The sequence below is a fragment of the Pseudoalteromonas sp. CO109Y genome, from assembly GCF_004208935.1.
Lineage (GTDB): Bacteria > Pseudomonadota > Gammaproteobacteria > Enterobacterales > Alteromonadaceae > Pseudoalteromonas > Pseudoalteromonas shioyasakiensis.
Genome location: NZ_SGPD01000027.1, coordinates 253,691 through 272,684 on the forward strand (window position 1 = coordinate 253,691; position 18,994 = coordinate 272,684).

7 protein-coding genes are annotated in these 18,994 nt (G+C 39.5%); all 7 read right to left on the bottom strand.

The window, feature by feature from the left end; translation table 11 throughout:
• Nucleotides 1–182 precede the first annotated feature (182 nt).
• The 7 genes from EXT43_RS11015 to EXT43_RS11045 are packed head-to-tail and all read right to left on the bottom strand — an operon-like array spanning nt 183 to nt 18,744.
• Nucleotides 183–4,262 carry a poly-gamma-glutamate synthase PgsB gene (locus tag EXT43_RS11015; RefSeq protein ID WP_130166983.1) on the bottom strand — a complete coding sequence of 1,360 codons (4,080 nt, stop codon included), beginning with the start codon at nt 4,260–4,262 and terminating at the stop codon, nt 183–185.
• The gene (locus tag EXT43_RS11020) at nt 4,252–8,484 is read right to left on the bottom strand and encodes a hypothetical protein (RefSeq protein ID WP_130166984.1); all 4,233 of its coding nucleotides are present in this window, start codon (nt 8,482–8,484) and stop codon (nt 4,252–4,254) included. Before EXT43_RS11020 ends, EXT43_RS11015 begins: the two co-directional genes overlap by 11 nt.
• A gap of 26 nt (nt 8,485–8,510) precedes the next feature.
• Nucleotides 8,511–9,254, bottom strand: coding sequence for a hypothetical protein (locus EXT43_RS11025; protein WP_130166985.1), 744 nt, complete (start codon nt 9,252–9,254; stop codon nt 8,511–8,513).
• A complete protein-coding gene (locus tag EXT43_RS11030) occupies nt 9,244–11,508 on the bottom strand; it encodes a hypothetical protein (RefSeq protein ID WP_130166986.1) in 2,265 nt (754 codons plus the stop codon). The genes EXT43_RS11025 and EXT43_RS11030 overlap by 11 nt, the downstream gene beginning before the upstream one ends.
• The gene (locus EXT43_RS11035; RefSeq protein ID WP_130166987.1) at nt 11,495–14,608 is read right to left on the bottom strand and encodes a poly-gamma-glutamate biosynthesis protein PgsC/CapC; all 3,114 of its coding nucleotides are present in this window, start codon (nt 14,606–14,608) and stop codon (nt 11,495–11,497) included. The genes EXT43_RS11030 and EXT43_RS11035 overlap by 14 nt, the downstream gene beginning before the upstream one ends.
• A complete protein-coding gene (locus tag EXT43_RS11040; protein WP_130166988.1) occupies nt 14,608–16,500 on the bottom strand; it encodes a hypothetical protein in 1,893 nt (630 codons plus the stop codon). Before EXT43_RS11040 ends, EXT43_RS11035 begins: the two co-directional genes overlap by 1 nt.
• A 9-nt stretch (nt 16,501–16,509) precedes the next feature.
• Entirely contained in the window at nt 16,510–18,744 is a 2,235-nt protein-coding gene (locus EXT43_RS11045; protein WP_130166989.1) for a CapA family protein, read from the bottom strand.
• Nucleotides 18,745–18,994 lie beyond the last annotated feature (250 nt).

Consider the following 18,994-nt stretch of genomic DNA (forward strand, 5'->3'; position numbering starts at 1 on the left):
TGGCTTTTGTTCAATTAAGGAACAAGCCGGATTTGCGGTGATTTTACGTTTAATCGTTTAACTTTATGATTTGTAAAAGCTTGTTTTTTGATCGGAAATTTCTGATTTTTCAAGATTTTTTTATAGCTCAAAAAAACCAAACCCGTAAGTATTGGGGTTTGGTCTTGGGTCTAACCATAAAGTTAGTCTTGGTTTGACTTGTTCGCGAACCATCCAGACTTTTGATTGCGACTAAGTTTACCGAGTAGTTTAATCGCTTTTTCTAGAGTGATACGCTGATCTGCAATATCGCGATAAATTTGGTTTGCGCGCTTTTTCCGTTTTACTGCAGCACCGGCATCTAAAAATGATTCAATTAGTTGATTGAAGTATTTCACAAGTAAGGCTTGTTGTTGCTCCTGCTTTTGGTTTGATTCATCTTCTTCAAGTTTTTCTAACAGGCTAGATATTTCAGCCTGGCAAAACTCATTTTGCGCAAGGTGAGTTTTCTTTAAAGTTGCTAAATGTTGTTTCATATAGTCTATTTCAATGAGATTGAACGAAACAATCATATTTAAGTTTGTAAGTGCGGTACGAAACTCTTTAGCTGAACACTGTTCAGTAAATAAGTGGCGAATGGTTTGATGTATTTTCTGCCACTGTTGCCATGCGTACACGTAGTTTAAACCCGCACCTTTTATGTTTTGCATACCTACAATAACCTGATGTGTATTTGGCAGAGCTAAATCGGCGGTTGAAATAGTAAGTTCATCGGCAGATAAATTGCTGTTTTCATGGACTGTTATTTTAGACTTAGTAATAGTTAATAGGCGCTCTTTTATTTCATTTGCATTTTCAGCTATGTTTTCTTGTAAAGCAGCAAGCGCATTTCGTTGAAAGTGGTGGCGGAAATAACTCAAAATAACACCTACTTGTGAGTCTAAAATATCTCCGAGAATTTCTTTTACGCAGGCTTTATTGAGTGTCCCTTCACTCAGCGACATTAATTTATCTGCATTGGTTTGCCCATATGCATGGACAAAGCGGGCATGGAGCTGCTCTGCAGTAAATAAGTTCAGTTGTACCAATAGGCTTTCAAGTTCTTCAATATCATTATTTTCAATGAGCTTATCAATTCGCTCTGTTAATGCATTAATAAAATAACTATAAAAGCCATCTACATTAGTACCTATCACTACAATTCGGTCAAACCTTAAGTCATGGCTCAAAATATTAGCGAAGACTTTCGAGCGAGCGACACGATCATTACGATTATTAATCAATGCAATGACTTGTGTCTTAGGGCAATCATTGAGCTCATAAAGACTGAGTCTGCGCCAATTCTCAAGCGTTGCTAAGCGCTCATTTGCCGACATACTATTTACGAAAGACTGCTCTATAGAACCTATTGGTGCCCGAGGAAACTGTTGTAATACGCCGATGTCAGGAATAATTCGCGCAGAGGTTTCTTTAAAGACATAATCTTTGCTGAGGCCAATGTGTTTTGCCATCTTACAAACTAAGGCAATATTTGCAGGATGCTCTTGATATGGATAAAGAGCTCGAATATCTTCGGTAATTTGTAGGCCATCAGCCCAATGAACTTGAATTAAATTTGAATTCTTTTGCTTCGCATTCGCCTCAAGTATAGGGGCCATGTTTTGCTCACTGGTGAATACTAAGCTGTTTTCACCAATAAAATGGCTTGTTTCATTAGCAACATCGATACCTGTTGGCCCTAATATATCTTCATGATCCGGATAGGCGTTAGTGATAGTTGAAAAGCTATCTTGCATCCAGTTTCGCAAAATTCTGACATAACGCGGAGTTAAGCCCATGCATTCCCATAAAAAAACATCCGCATTAACATTTTTGGCAAAATGTAAAACGTCACTTTGTTCCCAAATACTGGCTTTATCAAAGGGTCTAAATAGAGGGATTTCGAACTGTTCACCACTGGCTCGGGCATAGATCATGGTCGCTTCACAGCCTGTGGTTTTACTAACAACTTTTAACGTGAGGCTACTAAAAAGTGCGGCTTTTAAACGCTCAGTTCCTGACTTTCCTCGCGTTCCCCAACCACCAATTGAAACCGGAATGTGTGCTCTGTCAGACTTTATTTGACGACTTATTTTCAAATGCCTTGCCCAAAAGTAGGCGATAAAGCTGAGCACAAAGAATATAAGCTGGCCTATGCTATTTTGGTAAATTGAATAAGCATACTCTTTAAAGCTTGACCATAGATTAAACAGAAATGGTGTAATTGCGAGTTTGTTATATAAACTACTGATACTTGTTTCTACCGGGAAGTTTGTATCAAGTACGCTACCATACGGCTGAAAATCAAGTGTAAACCCTTTACTTTTTAATATCTCTAAAAACTGTTTTTGTTCAACTTCTGAGCCATTTCTCAGCTCGTTTAATTTTTCATAGTTAAACGATATCCAGCTATAGCAGTAAAGCCTTTTAAATAGGCTCTTCGGTGGGGTCACTATGAGAATACCATCCGGTGTATAGGTTTTTGCTGGCGTTTTTAGGTTGTCTTGAGAAAGGCTGCTCAAAAGAAAGTCGAGTAATGGCAAGTGTTCACGAGCACTAAATTGCTGTTCATCAAAGCGTGGTTCGCCAGGGACTTCTGTTTGACTAATTTCAGCCACTGTACTACTAGGTACATGCATAAATGCACTTGGTTTTCTTGCATGCATGTGGTTAAAACTCTGGCGTTTATCAGTACTCGGCGTTTTGAATTCATGCCAAAGTCGCCAAAAACGAAAGCCTCGCTTGTAGCCATATTGTACTTGCCATGATTTCTTTCGCGAACTGACATTGTAGGCTTCATAATTTTGCGCTTGATTACTTAGTAACCTGCCGAGTAACTGCTCATTCCAATCAGCTAAATCTAGATTTTTGTGGGCGCTCAGGTCAACTTCAAGTTGTGCTACTTGCTGCTGGTGCATAAAGCTGACAAGTTGTTCTCGTACACGGCTGATAATGCGACGAATAGCGAGGCTCGGCTCATCTTCTAGGCGCTGATTTAAAAATTCCACAAATGATTTAAATAAACTATTAGCTTGCTGCTCTGTATGGCAATCCACTTGCAGGTTAAACATAATGCGAGGACTTAACTCGAGTAATAAGCGCTTTTCAGCAAAGCTAGCCGTTGCTATTAATTGTTGTTGCCAAACTTTGAATCCTTGCTGATGCTCACTGAAACGTGGATCGGCTAATTGCTTAATCAGAGTTAACCTAACAGCCTGTTGAGTCTCATTTTGTAAGCCCTCTAAAATAAGCTGTTGAGAGCATGGCCATGGCAATACAGCACATTGCTCATAGACACTTTGCCTTACTCTTGGGTAGCGATGCTTGGCGAGTAAAAATAATAGTTTAATGTTAACCTCACTGAGGTTAAGCTGTTTGCTAAGAATACCAGCAAAGGCACTGAGTAAAAATAACTGCCTTCGGTCAATTTGCTCATTTTCAGGTAGCTCTAAATCAATATGAGAGCGCATATAGTAGCGTGTGAATGTTGGCCTTAAATTAATTAAAATTTCTAAGATATCGACTTTTGCAGCATGCGGGGTTGTTATTTTTTCAAGAGACTGTAGTAAGTTTTCTACTAATTCGGCATTAAACTCAGGATCATCTACATATTCACTTATTAGCTGCACTTGATTTGCCAAAGCGCGAAAAATTGAGTTGCGAATGGCTTCATTGTCAGTTTTTTCTAATAACGACAAGAAAAAGCTTTCTAAATTTAGAGTCAGCCATGATTGCGCAATTTCGTCAGCGTGGCTACGTAAATAGCGATTCGCTAAATCCCCAAGTTTACCAATTAAAAATTTCAGTGATTGTTCAAGCTCAGAGGTTTTATCTTGATAGCGATTAATCATCGCACCTTCATCAAACCAGCGCTGAAAAGCTTCTTGATCTTTTTTTAGCTGCAGTCGGTCTGCCCCTAAAGTGTATGCGTAATCAAGAATGTGAAACTCACGTTCTGCTTTTAACTCTGCATGGCTTAAGCGCTCTACAAAACGGCGATGGTCGGTATCAAGTTTAAGCAACTGATTCTGCAAGGTTTCAATCTTGTGAGTTAGGAAAGCAATCGCTTGTAATAAAAGCCAGTCATCTTCATCGTCGTCGTCAGGTTGATTTTTTATTAGCTCCCATTGGCTTAATTCATCAACAAGTTCATGATACTTCTGACGGTATAAGTCTAGCCAAAAACTAGCTATATCAGCAAATAGCAAGGTTTCTAGGCGTTGTTTAAGTTGTTTACTGCTCATAATCACTGTGCTCTAGCAAATGGTTAAGTTGAAGTGCGGGGAAAATAATTTCATCATGAGCAAAAGGTGCAAAGCCGGTGTGCTGGTTATTACCTGATGAAAACTCTAGACTAATATTATGATTGTTCCAGACCCAGTCTTGCTGCCAGCTTAGTTTCAGCCAGCCATTTGTAAAACTGCCTAAATTGACTTGTTTTTGCCACGCAAAGCGAGTGATGTATTGCCATGTGGCTGTAGCTCTATGCTCATCGGCAAAGCGATAGTAGCTATCTAAACCAACTTGAAAAATGTGGCCACGATAATACTGATTCCAGCTTGAGTTGAAACGTAAGTAGTCTAGGCTTATCCAATCATCGTTAGAGCCAGAGGAAACACCAAAGTTAAGGTAGTTATCAACCCAAGGTTGATAACGGTACTGGTAATAACTCAACCAGCCAGATGCATGATTTTCACGGTAGAAGTTGAAAACGCTCGAGTTTAGTTGCTCATCTGCTAAGTAATCATCAAGGTCTGCGCTGCTATAGCGAATGTAAGGCGTTACTTGCCATTGGTGACGGTGCACAGTATCGCGCTGCCAAGACTGACCAATACTGATACTTGCATCTAATGCATACTGTAAGTCAAAACTATCATGGTTTGGCTGCCAACGTGAGTTGATTTGTGTGTCGATATACCATGGGCTGTTTTCATCTTGCCAAGAATGGTAACCATTTAGGGCAAAAATATCAGCCTGGCTATCGCTCATAGAGTAATAGCCCTCTAATTGATACCAGTGGTTATCATCATTGAGGCGTAAGCGGGCACCTATATCTATTTCTTTACGGGCAGGTATATCTTCGGCACTTTGGAAAATTGTTTGTTGATCGTAGCGAATAAATCCCTGCCAATTTAATTCGTCACTATGTAGGTTTATCTGCTCATTGATAATAGAGGGCTTTTCTGGCGCTTGATAAGTGACCAGTTCAGGCAACAGGGTTTTTGCCTGTGAGTAAGGTGAAATTTTATTGCTTTGCTCACTTAGCTGCCAGCTATACAGGCGAACGTATTGTAATTTATCCGCAGTCACTTCAACCTTACCCGCAGGGTGGAAGAAACGTCTTTCTGTTCGCTTAAATTCATTCATCTGTTCTAACTTAATGAGTCTGTCAGCAGGTAATTTGGCCATTAAAGGCGTATCAGGTGTCACTGTGTAAAATAGTAACGTTGTCGGCAACTCTAGGTGTTGCCAGCGACCTGTAACATATTGTTCAGCCTCAATTGTTAGATGCTGCGATAGATACGGGTTCAACCACCTGACAGAAATGATGTTGTTATCCAATTCACGTTTGTTAAATGTGAAAGGAATGCTTTGCTGCTCTGTGACTGACCAGATCTTTTGATCATTTGCTAATTGTAATGACAGGTTAGCAACATTTGCACGAGCCAATTCAGCAGTAGAAAAGTTAAATTTAAAGCGAATTTGTTGCCCTTCAGTTTGTGCTAAATCAATGTGTAATGTGTGGAAAGGGCGCAGCAGTATGCCTTTATTGGAACCTGCCTGCGTATTTAGCAATGTAAAACGATCTGCAAAGCTACTTTGTGCTGTACTTTGCATGTCAAATAATCGCGTACCAGCAAAGTCGAGCAAACTATCTAATGGCTGCCATTGACCATAACTTTCTATTCTGTTTTGTAAAAAGGTCGACTTAGAATCCGCATCTAAGGTTTCTAAGCGCTGAAGAAGTTGTGTGTATTGGTTATTGGTAAGGCGCTTTTTACTAAGTAAATAAAGCCCATTTAATAAAAGTTCGGCTTGTGTAGCGTCTGCAGAGTAGATAAGCGACATAATATCATTTGATGGGGATTTATTTGCGGCGTCAGACACATAATCGAACTGACTAAATAAAGAGTCTGGAATGAAGCTCACATCAAGATAACTCGTATGGTCAGCTGTTATTTTTAGCGCTTCACCAGCTTTAAGGCGAATTACTAGTGTGGCTGCAATTGAGGCCGCTTGTTGGTTTTTAACAAACAAAGTAGTTGCGGGTATATCACTAAAAATAGGCATGAGTTTATGCTGATATTGACTCTCAGCCATAAGCCAAGCAGTTTGATACTCACCGTTCTGCTTGGCTGCTGTGCGAGCCTTAATAACTAAATTAATAGGTGTTTGGGCTGTAAAGTGCCATGGCATTGTTTGTGTGATGATAGTATTTTGATATTTCCCCTGGCTGTTAATAAAGGTTTCTTGCATACCTGCTTTTACTAAATAACGCGCTTCATCAATGAAGGGAGTGGCACTGAGAGTTTGATAGTTAAGCGCTTTAAAGCTTTCAGACACTTTAGTTGGCACAGTTGATGAGTGAGCCAGCCACGCAGCCAAACGATGTTTTTGCTGTTTTACCGCTAAATTAATCAAAACTGGCGGGCACTCATTTATGCTTGTTAAGTTACCTGCACACAGTGCAAATAGTTTAATATCTTGACGTTCTGTTTGATAACTATCAATCAAGGCTTTTGCTGCAAATCGCTTCAGCTCTAATTGCTGTGTACTTTTGTATAGGCCTTCTAAATAACTATTGGCTAAGTGGAACTGTTGCTGTTTACGTAAAATTGCGACTCTAAGTTGCCAAGCTTGTATGGCAATCGTTGTATTCGCATTTTGGGTCAGAGGTTTTAAAAATGCTAAGGCATCGAGAGGGGCGCTACTAGCTAAATCTTTCGCTGTTAATAATGATTGTTCGGCATTAAATGCAGAGACGTTTTTACGTGCTGGCGCGTAGGGCTCGATGGCCGCTAAATAATCAGCATGTTGTTTGTGTAGGTCATCTGCAATCAGTTTTGATATCGCAGGGCTTATATTCTTAGCATTAACTGCTTGTTGATATATCACTTCGTCGCTGGGCAGATCAGCAAGCGTTCTTGCATACAGCGCAAACTCAACTTTATTTGATTGACTACTTAAGCTTTGAATTGTTAATGACTGACTGCTCAGTGGCACAGAGATAAATAATGTTTGAAAGTCATTTGTTGCTTTTAGGTTTACTAACCAACTATTTTCACCTGCAGATAGTTTCAATTGGCTGTCTTTAGTGCTCCTTGCAATTAAAGTTAACCGAGGTGTTGCACGTTTTTCACTAGATAAATCAAATAGCTGTGCAGATTGGCTTAAAGTGGCTATAAGGCGGAGCTGTTGATTTATACGTGGATAAAACTGATCGTCTACTAAGCGTTGTTCAACGAGTTCAGTAACCATACTATTTTGAGACTCAACTGCGTTCAAAGTGCGATAACTACCCTTAAGCTGAGATTGCCCAGTCATCATAGATAGCAAGTTGGTACGGCGTTTTAAGGCAAGTGAGTTATTTGCTTTAATTACATCATCACTAAACACTTGCAATGAGTGGTCGCGATAAACCGCCGTAATTGCATCATCAGCGATTTGATACCAGTAGGGTAACAGTAATTTTTCTTGTTCTTTTTCTGCTGCCTTATCATCATAAATTGCGCGGTGACTTTGCTCCAGTTTGATAAATGCATCGGTTTTACTTTTTATCGTTAAGTATTGTCCGGCAGCGATAGCTAGGTACTCAATATTTTCAAGGCCTAGCGACTGTTCTTTATATTCTAAGGCTTGGCTATTAATGGTATTGATTTTAGCAATCAGTTGTTTATCGACATACGCATATATAACGCCTTTTTCATCAGGCTGTTGCATATTTTGGCGAACAGATAATTTAAGCTTTTTTGCTGCCGAGAAAAACAAGGTGACTTCGTCATCTTTGCTTAGTTGATAATAACGTTCACTGCCATTGCGGTTTTTAGTTACAACTGAGGGCTTAGCAAGCGACAAGGCTCGTCTAAAGCTATCTACATTTTGTGGTATATGACCAATCATAGCGCTGAACGTGGCACCCTCATCTAGGTGATTTTGGATGGCGACGATTCTGTTATGGCCCAAAGCGGGGAGTTGGCATCGCTTCGTATCGCATAATAAATCGCGATGCACTTGTAGGCGTTGTTGTATGTATTGCGTATTCCCCGCACTAATAATGAATTTATTAAGAAGCTCAGGGTCAATGTCTAGCCAATGCCCTTTAGGGAGCCAAAGATAGCGATGTTGCTTGGCACTAAAGCTCATATCTTGGCTGGTGGTATAGGGCGCGAGCTTTGGCGAAGTTTGCAGCCAAATTGCGGGCTCAAGAACACCTCTATTTGTATCAACAGCGTATGCAGTCTGCATTGAAAGCAGCAGTAAAATAATAGCAATTATGAAATAAGGCATTGGTTAAACAACTTAAATAGCTGGTTATTAGAAACTAATCGCTCACGCAACTGGCGACTTAACTCGATATGGAAAAACTGACTGTTGTTAGGAGCCAGCGATGCAAGAATATTGGTGGTGCCTCCAAGTTCTTTAACATCAAGGCCATAAACCATAGCTGTAATATCTAGCTGTTCATTTAAACAGGCTGTGATTGCAATCGTTCGCTTGCTAGGTATTGCATGACCATTACTTATAATTGCATCAGCTTTTTTACCCTCTGGAGTCTTCCTTTTTTCTTTTGCGTAACCATGGATCTGATAAATCGAAAATGACTCAACATGTTCAGAGTATGCAAGAATAAAGGCATTACTCGCGCTTGGTTTATACTTACCAAAGTCAATAAGTTCTCCATGCTCATCACGGTCGTTGCGGTGTTTAGTGTTGCTTAAAAATACTTGGCAGTGTGCATATAGTGCCTTTGCAATAGTATGTGTGTGTTTGTCATGAAAGCGATGTGGTGCATAAGCAATGCACTTTTCACCTTGCTGTTTATAATGAATTTCACCACCGGAATTTAAAGATTCATTTGCAAATAGAGCACCTTGGTTGGCATTAAAGTGTCTGGGAGTCTGTTGCTGATCAACAAGCCATAACTTTAAGCTCAAGGTAAGCTCATTTAAACTAGGTGTTGCGTAGCATGTAGATACAAAGAGCCAAACTATAATCATCATTATTTTAGTTTTCATGGTTCCACCACCTTACTTTTTGCTCCTGCAAAGGATATTCCTCAAGTATAGAAACCCACACCGTGTCAGTTGTTTGTAGTGTTAGGGAATGTAACTCAGCAATGTCATTAGTGATTGTTTGAGTAACGCTGGGATAGCTTGTTAACTGACTATTTTTTGGGTGAATTAAAAAAGCATCGAGTAATGCCGATTGATTTAGCATAAAGCGTTGTTTAGCGATGCTGTATTCACTGGTCAGCCCTGCTTTGTAGTCGGCATTTTGTGTAAGCGATAACTCTACAGGTTCGCTGCTATTTGAACGAAACACTTTAAATACTAAGCTCATCGGGCGCTGTTGCTTTGTGAAATCAAGTGTCAAAGGGGTATTTTTATCAAGCTGGTAAATGCGTTGCTTTATCCATGGGCGATTTCCATACCAATTTTGGTAAATAGTTTTCGCCTGTGACTGTAATTGTTGTAATGCCTCGACCGATAGCTCAGACACCGCGACTTCTTTGCTGCTTTTATTAGTTAAGCGATAAACTAAACTATTGTCCTCAGAGTCGTCATAAGGTGAATAGTTATTTTTGTTATATAAGCCAAAGTTAAACACCTGCGGAGGTAACTTCGGCATAAAATAGCGATCAGGACTTAGCACTAAAGCGACATTTGATAATGGCAGCTTTGCAAAGAGCTCTTTAGATTGATAAAAAGTTGTCACTAAATCCGGCTCTTTTGGCGGAGTAAAAGTACGGATATTAGTAAAATGTGCTAGCTGCGTTAACTCATAATGATTTGCAGCTCTTTGTTCATACCAAGCGGCTATATCGTAAAAACCATTGATTGGCTCAGGTAGATATTGATGAGAAATTGTTCGTTGATAATTGAAATCTGCTAACCGAGATTTCAGTCGAACGTAGACATCTCTTTCAGCGCTAATTTTCAGATGATGAGCATTATCTGGGGCACGTAAATAGTAACTATTGAGCATACCGACACGCTGTCTTTGAGTTGTATCGGTGATCAATCGGTCGAAGTCTGACACTTCACCTTTTAAAGTCACGGTGTAATCTTCTATTGCTAGGTTACGTTCATCATAAATAACCACGTTAAGCTGACTACTTTGCAATGCACGAACGTCAATATTGAGATTACTATTTGGCTCTATATCAAAATCTACACTGGCAAATTCGTTCACCAAATAGCTGCCTGCATAACTCGTTAAAATTGGTGTGCTTGACGCTGTTCGCCAATTAGTCAGTAATGGTTCTTCACTACAAATGGTGACCAGGCCTGGATCAATAAGCTCTGTTTTATAGCTATTTTTGCTATCGGTTGGAGATACACTAATCGGTATTGGCGCCTTGAACTGATGTTTATCATACCAAGTTAGCGATGGTAATTGCTGCTCTGAGTTAACGGCGAAAATAAGGCTGTCAGTCACATCAAGTGTAATACTGGCACAAAGGCCAAGTTCAGTGTAATAAGCGCCTAAGTCATGCTGCTGCATGCTAAAGTCATATGTAGTGACATTGTAAGGCAGAGTTTCATACAAAATGTCAGATTTAAAGTCGATACCAGGGATCCCTTGAGGTGCAATTTTTTGCCACCAAAATGCCATCGCATTACTAATTTCAGCGCTGGTTAGTGTGTTTTCACCCATAGTTAAATAGTCAGTGGCACGTCTTCGCCTTTCTAGAGGGCGTTTAAGCCAGCTGTTGAGTGGGTCGATATTTTGCTCAGGAGTTTTTGCATGAACACGGACAACCACGCCTTGTAGTGATTTTTCTTCTGGGATCAGCGTTAAATCAAGACTTTTGGCATTTGGATAATGAGTGATTGGCAAATAAAAAGACTGTCCAGAAGCAACGTTTAGTGATTGTTTATTCTCTATTATTTGTTTGATCTGTTGTTCTTCACTATTGTTAACTAGCTTTGAAGCGTGATGGTAAATTTTATCTAAAATCACATTACCTTTATCGTCATAAAGAACGTATTTAATTGCGTAATTGACCGGTAATTCAAGAAACACAGATTGGTCAAACACGGCATTCGAGAGAATTCGTAAAGAATGAGTTCGCTGATTAGAAAATGTAAATCGCAGTGGCTTTTCGCTACTTAACCACTGTACATTAGATCGCGTTTCGGTATTGCTACGTGCATCCACGGGCTCTGCTGAGTCTAGCCACACTAAAAAGCTGCGCCCTGCAAAAAATATAGCGAAAAGTAATGTCAAAATAAGTAATAGGGCGAATAAGCGTTTAATTAAATACACGCTGACCTCCTCCCATTAGCAGGTTAAATGCTTTTACATCAATCAGTTGATTGTTTGTCGGGTTATAGATCGCAAGGATGTTATTGTTCTGCTTTATCATTAGTGCGAATTTATCAAGGTGTTCCAGCTTGATGGTTTGTAAACTACAAGCGGGGATTTGGAGGCAAAAATCTCGCAATGATGTGAGACGCTGATTAGCGACATAGTTATTTACAAGGGTTTGTAGCTGTTGCTTCTTGTTAACATCCAACGGTTGCCAGTTAAATGGCGATAGAGTGGCAAGGTTTATTACCTTAACCTTAGAGTTACTCGAAATAGCTAATAAACGCTGTAACACACTACTTTGATCCATCGAAAACTGTTGTTTAAAGTCTGAAGCTAGCCACAAGGTTGCCAGCTCACTATTGGCATTAAACTGCTGGTAACCGGATTGCGGAGAGCTACCAATCTCGAGACCGCGAGTGGCTTGTTGCCCCATGACTGTTTGATAATTGACACCTAACGCATTGAGTTCATTATTAATTTGCTTCATTAATGGAATCGCAGTATCGCTTATTTGTGTTGTTGAGAATGCGATTGCATTTGGACGTATCCATGAAGGTGCGCTATGGCTGCGAATTTGAATATTCAAGCTAGGCTGGTTTTGTGTAAATCGTAAGAAGCTTTGGTGAATAATATTGAATAAAGAAGCAACATTATCTGCAGCTAATACATTTGCTTGTGGATGTGCATAAGGGTGCGCTCCTGCAACGAGTAGGTTAGCAGCGTTCGACTTAGCAAATAACTCACTGGCAAAGCTTAACGTATTACTTTCAAATAAAGGTCTAGGGACACTTAAGGTAATTGCTTCGTGCTCGGTCAAATTAAATAGGAATATGCCTTGGCCTTGTTGTAATGCAGCAGGAGTATCTAGCGGGCTCAGTAGTAAATAACGGCCACTGTTGTTTTTCACAAGCCTTAATTGATAGCTTAAAAGCTGTGCGGTGCCATTAATTTGTTTTAGCTGATTTAGCATATCTTCAGTCAGCGCATCATTACCAATGCGAGCAATCAGCTTGTAAAGTGGCGTTAAGACTTCAAACTCCCAAAGTGCGACCTGACTATTAGAAAGTGGTTGATAGTCAAAACTGCCTTTTTTGCTTATGTGAATCGAATAAATATCAACTATTTGATTAATTTCTTCATTTAATTCATTCAACTGTAGATTACTGTAATTGAAATTATCACGGTATATACTGGCTAAAATATTGGTGTAATTATCACCATCTAAAAACATTTCGAACATTGAACCAGAAAAGCTTGAAGAAGGTAGGCTGCTACTCGTTGCCGTGCCAAAAGAGGTTGTTTCACTGCCGACAAAATCATGTAGCTCGCGCTGACTTACTGAGCTTGGTAATTGGTTATAGATCCAATATTGGCTGTTTGCATGTGTTGTTTTGTCTGAAAACAAAGTAGCAGTATGGCGGTTGGCCTCTCGAATTTGCAATATCTCTGTACCTTCCAATGCAGAGATAAACGCCTGATAAAATGGGCTTTGTTGATTTTCTTTTGCTAAGGTCTTTTGTGGCGTTTTACTTGTACCAAATACCAAAGCTTTACTTTGTAGCTGTTCGAAAATCAGGGCCGCAGAATCACTGGCTAAACTTTCAGTAATTGGAAATGGCACGGTGACTAATAAAGGGGTTTTAGGTTGTTTGTTTAAAACAAACAGTCCGCGTTGCCTATCTTCAATTGTATCAATCAGATAAATATAGTTTTCATCACCTTGCAGTAAAAAGCCAATGCTAGAAAATAAAGGTGAGAGCTCAGCGATATCTTGCTGTTTAATGATTGCCTTATTAAGCTGATAAACAGCATACTTAAACTCAGCAACGGCTTGATTTGCTTTATAACTACTTACACTAACTTTATTACTACGACTAGTATAAAGGTAACTTTTATACTGACTAACTTGCTGATTAAGCGTAATATCATGTTGAATTTCAGTTTCGGGTTTAAGGTTCGGCTTAGATAGTATCGAAGGAATTAGCATAACAATAAAGCCAACGATAATGGCAAGTACACCACCCACTATCGAAGTTTGTAATGTTGCTCTGACGACAAGACCTAAGGCGTTTTTTTGATAAATCTTTAAAGCAAGTAAGGTCGCTAACATATAACCAAACGCGAAAGTATCGGTCACTTTTATGGCAGGGAAATACCAGACCACAATGTAGTTAAGAATTAGTTTATAAATAAAGCCGATAGTGAAGAACAGCATCAATAATCTGGCACCTTCAATATTGGCGTGTCTAAGCCTAGTAAAATGAATAAGTGACCCGCCAACGGCCAAAATAATGGCTGTTTCAGCAAATGAGGTTAGTAATTTACTCGGTTGAGTAAGTTGAAGGGCAAGAAGTGCTGGTAGCATGATACCGTTAAACTCCCAGCCGTACTTAATATTCGCCCGAGAGGCAAGAAAAGCGGTAATAACTAGGATGATATAGGCTTTGGGAGCCGCAATAATCGATGCAGCTACTGCTTCGTACATAATACCCAAGTTAGCAATACTAAAGTTTGTGAAAGGCATGAGCACAAAACGTACGAGAATAAAGGTAATAAGTAACTGAATAAAGGTTACTTTTAAGCCATATTTAAAGCCTCCGTTCCACATTACATTAGCTGTTAAAGCGATAATGATCAGACCAAGAGAGTAGAGCTGTGAAGCATAATCAAAGGTGATATCCCAGCGACTTAATTGGTTTGCAATTAACGGCCAAAACAAGGTATCCATACATACTCGAACTAGGATACTTATCAATATGATGGCAAAAAAACGATCACGACCAAACATTTGGCTATAGCCAAATTTTTCCATCATATAATGTGCGCTGAAACGCATTAAGGCATATACAACAATAGCTTCAATGATAATAACTGCCGCAGAGGTCGGACTAATTATTAACAAAGGAACGATATAACCGGGTACTACAAGGCCTGTTAATGGAAAGCCGAAGCGCAAGTTAAGTAAGCATACAACTGCAGTGCCTACCCAAACTGTTGTAATAACAGATTGACCAAGGCCACTACCTGCAGGGAAGAGTGCTAACACAAAATCCATTAACCTTGCCCCTCATTACGAGCTACATGGTTATCGATAAATTCAAATAATATACCTGATACTTGAAAAGGCTCACCGGATGCCGCTTGTGAGCTGTCAGTGTGTAGGGCTTTAATATTTAAGGTATAGTCTTGCTCACCAAACTTAGCTGGTAAGGCTACTTCTGCTTTGTTTAGAGTGATATAGCGCAATTTCCCTTTAGCAATTTCAGCGTCTAAATCACAGCTTTTGCAAAGTAGGTCTAGTGCCGTCATTTCAAAAATAGCAAGTTGGTGCTGCTTGGCAAATTGTTCGAGGGATGCGTTTGTTTGAATTACTTGACCAAACAAATTAAATAAAACAGTGGCAGAGCGGGTGTGATTAAACACCATTTCTAAGGTTGTTAGCTTTTGCTCCATTTCATTAATAGATTGTTTAACCTGCTCACTAATCGGCTCATGTAGCTTTAAGGTTAGTAATTGATTTAATAAGCTATTGTTACTCGCTTGAGTGGTTTTAAATATATGATAATGGAAAAGCAATTCAGCAACTTGCGCTGCGAATTTATTGACGTTTTTTTCAAACGCTTGCTGATTGAAGTATTTGTTAGGGATAACAGATAGTGCCCAAAAGCCGCGGACGTCACCGGCATAAACCAAGGGCGCCATAAATTCGATTTCACCTTCTTTAATATGTGTAAAGAAGGGGCGGGTAATTTGTACAACCCCTAATGATTTTAACGCTTTGCTGTAAGGAGTGCGCTTGTAATCACGACGCATCTCTTGAATATCATCTAAATTACAATTTATCGCACGAATTTCAACAACACGATGATCATCTTCTTTTCGGGCAAGGAAAATTGATTTTTCTAAGTCTAGCTGCTGGCTAATTAATTGAATGATTGGATCCCACGGCGAGGCTTGCTCAATAAAGCTTTGTGGGATAAAACGGCCCATCATTTTTTGCTGAATATTGTTCACAACAGTGTTCAGCTCGTTATCTTCAGAGATCTTTCGAACAACAATTACCCAAAAAAAGGTGATAAATGTCAATACTGTGTATTGTCCGATTGGGATGAAAAGTTGATTAAATTCTATGAAAAAATAGCCCAATAAGCACCATAGCAGCACGCTATTTAAGGCAATAATAAAAGAATATATGAGCGACAGTTTTTGAAAGCTAAAGAGTAGGACAAAAACAAGCGCAAGCTCAATAAAAATAGTCAGTAAGCTATTTAGTTGTTTTACAGTTGTTTGTTTATCAATACTGTCAGCGAGATAGGCTATCAGTAATAAAGGATCATTTAAGCCGTCGACTTTTGGGGCGTGAATAAAGACATTAAAAGCGGCCGCTTTTTGACCAATTATAATAATCTTATTTTCAAGTTGCTCACTCATTACGTCAACATTTAGCACCCGTTCAGCACTAAATTTTGGCAGCGCAGTGACAGCTAAATCAAAGTCAATAAGTTGAACGTGTTCTGCATCATAATTAAATATTTGCTGCCAAATACTTTTGCATTCAAGCTCATTTGATTGAGGAATGCGCATTTGGTAAGTAGCCCAATTATCAATTTGTGGTACGCAATATTCTCCCTCAGCGTATGGGTAATAGACATTGTCTAGTTTTGGTGCGACTAATGTTTCATTAGCCAGCACTACAATCGCGCGAGGTTGATATTCAACCAATTTTTCAACGAGTTGCTGGTGGTTGTCTGTTAAGCGGTCGCTGGTAATAAGTACAACATTAGTTTGTTGAGTGTGGCTTAGTGACTCTAAATTTTGATAGAAAAAAGCATTGCTCGCCTGAAAGAGGTTGAACATATTACTTAACAAGACCACACAAAATAAGCTTAAAGTAAGCCAAAATGCGCGCAAGTTTTTTAAACGCAACAATTGTTGAACAGCAGACACATCTCCTCCTTAATCAAGTAATGTGAACGTAATTTTTACACTCGTATCATCACTTGCTGAGATTTTTAAAAAGTCAAAACCGTGCATTTTCTCGGTTTGCCATAGTCCATTATCTAAGCTGATAGCATCTTGCCAGCTAATTAGTGCAACATTATCTAAGCGAGAGATTGCTTCACCTGTACTTGGTGCATAATGTCTAAATTGCAGTTTCACACCTCTTGGTGGAAGTTCTTTTGGTCCTAAAGTGAACTCATCTGACGGTAAACTAAAGTCATGGCTAAATGCATGCCATGCTTGGTCACCGCCTTCACTTACATCTATTTTATGTTGTGAAAAAGTAAGATCGTCTATTTCGGTTGTATAACTTAATAGAGCATCAATTTTTCCACCATTTTCTGATTGTAAATAACCATAAAATGAGAAGTCTTTACTCAGAAGTGGATCGCCATTTTCATCTGTTAGTTCCATCACTCGCATTGTATGTCTAAACGGTATTATCGATGGCGTATTATCGAACTCGTCACGACTTGAGCAAAGTGCTTGAATGCCAGCATAAGGTTGGTCTGTACATGGAAAAACGCTGTCACTGGTGTGATCCCAGCGGCTTACTTCAAACGCCTCGCTGTCGTTATCCCAATCTTCAAAATCACCAAACACCATTATGTCGCGGCCAAAGACCATACTACTGAGTTCGTCACTGGTTACTTCGATCTCGGATACGAATGCGGCTGATGAAGGGGCGTATTGTCGCAAGTCAATAATGTCACTATTGCTATTTACCTCAATAGTGACGTCTGTCGTGCTTTTTGTTGCCTGATTTTGACTAAAATAGACTTCACCATAATTATCACGAGGAATTAAAGTGATATTGTCATCAGAAAACTCAGCAAGGCGTCTTAATAAGTAGTGAGTTAAAAAACCGGCTGTAAAGCGTGGTTTATAATCTTCAACAAAAATAGGATAAGCAAAAGCCCGGTTGACGGTTTGCGTTTCTGTGTTTAAATCGACCATCACAGCAACACCGAGTAAGGTATCAAGGCGAGGTTGGTCAAATACGAAATTACCAAGACCGAGTACAGCAGGAATATCGTTATAGACAGCAAAGCCTTGCGCTACATGGGGGTGGTGAGCAATAAGGAGATCTGTATTTTGCTTTGATAATGCCTCAAACCGGCTGCCAATATAGCTTGAAGGAGAATAGGTGTATTCATCACCTCCGTGCATTTGGGCAATGATAAATTGTGAAGAATCCTGTTTTTCTAGTGAAGAATCCTGTTTTTCTAGTGAAGATTTAACTGTATCCGAGTTGGTTAAATTTGCAGCACCGCCTTTTTCAGTATCAGCAATGTAGCTGTATTCGTGTTCTGTACCTGTGATTGAAGTGGCGGCAAAAAGCACGAGCGTTACATCTTCAAGTGTTTTACTCACTGTGGTCATTGCTTGGGTTTCATCAAGTCCTGCACCGCTATGTAGTAAGCCAGCATTGCTTACTTCAATGAGGGTATCTTCTAAGCCGGATTGCAAGTAATCGTAGATATGGTTATTACCAAGACCAACATAGTCTATGCCTATCTCGGTTAGCCCTTGCAGTGAATCGGGTAGACTAAAAAAGCTAAACTCTTTGGTTGGATGGACGGTTGCTGGATTAGTCGTCACTGGCGATTCTAGGTTAACTGATGCAAAGTCAGCATTTTCAAATAGGGCTGCGACATCAGCAGTAATTGCAATGCTGTCTGGCCCTGCTGTATCTGGATGGATCAAGGCATCAGTTACATCGGGAATAGACGTGCCCATGGTTTTTAAATTGGGATCTAAGTAACGACGGCCAAACATGGTATCGCCAGCAAATAAGAGGCTTTTACTGCTCGATGCTTTAGTTTGGAGTTGAACTGTAGTTGTCGATGAGTCTGGTTGATTAACGACAATACTTGCACGCGGAAAAAATCCGGTTTGCTCAATCATAATCGCATGATTGCCATAAGCAAGGTTACTAACACTTATAGTACCATCGCTATCAGACTGATAGCTTTGCCCAGCTAAGGTAACACTGATATTGCTTAGAGGTGTTTGATTTTCATCGGTGATCGTAAAAGAAATATTTGCACTACCAGCAAGCAGCTTTTCGCGATCGCTGATTGCGACCTGCGTTTGCTCATCTGGTTTATCTTCGTTCGGGTCTTTTACTTTACATGCAGTGAAATTAAGACACGTAAGCAGAACTAAAGAATTAAAAAATATTTTCAACTAACGCCCCTCGTTATCACGCAATTTACATTCTATACGTCAAAATTATTATGGTTATTTTATAATTGCTGGCTAATAGGGACAACAATTGACCAGCTCTGAAAATTCAGATATTGCATGCGCTCGGGCATAGTCTTGATGATATTTTGTACTGGTGACTTAATAACCAATGATAAAGGTGTAGCTTAAGTTTTAAGTGTAGTTCAAATTTATTGGTTGGCAGAATTTGTCTTAAAATTTAGACAAATAG

What these genes read in the sequence shown, in the direction of transcription:
- EXT43_RS11015 (WP_130166983.1), bottom strand. Translation starts at nt 4,262, where the DNA reads ATGAGCAGTAAACAACTTAAACAACGCCTAGAAACCTTGCTATTTGCT.
- EXT43_RS11020 (WP_130166984.1), bottom strand. Translation starts at nt 8,484, where the DNA reads ATGCAGACTGCATACGCTGTTGATACAAATAGAGGTGTTCTTGAGCCC.
- EXT43_RS11025 (WP_130166985.1), bottom strand. Translation starts at nt 9,254, where the DNA reads ATGAAAACTAAAATAATGATGATTATAGTTTGGCTCTTTGTATCTACA.
- EXT43_RS11035 (WP_130166987.1), bottom strand. Translation starts at nt 14,608, where the DNA reads ATGGATTTTGTGTTAGCACTCTTCCCTGCAGGTAGTGGCCTTGGTCAA.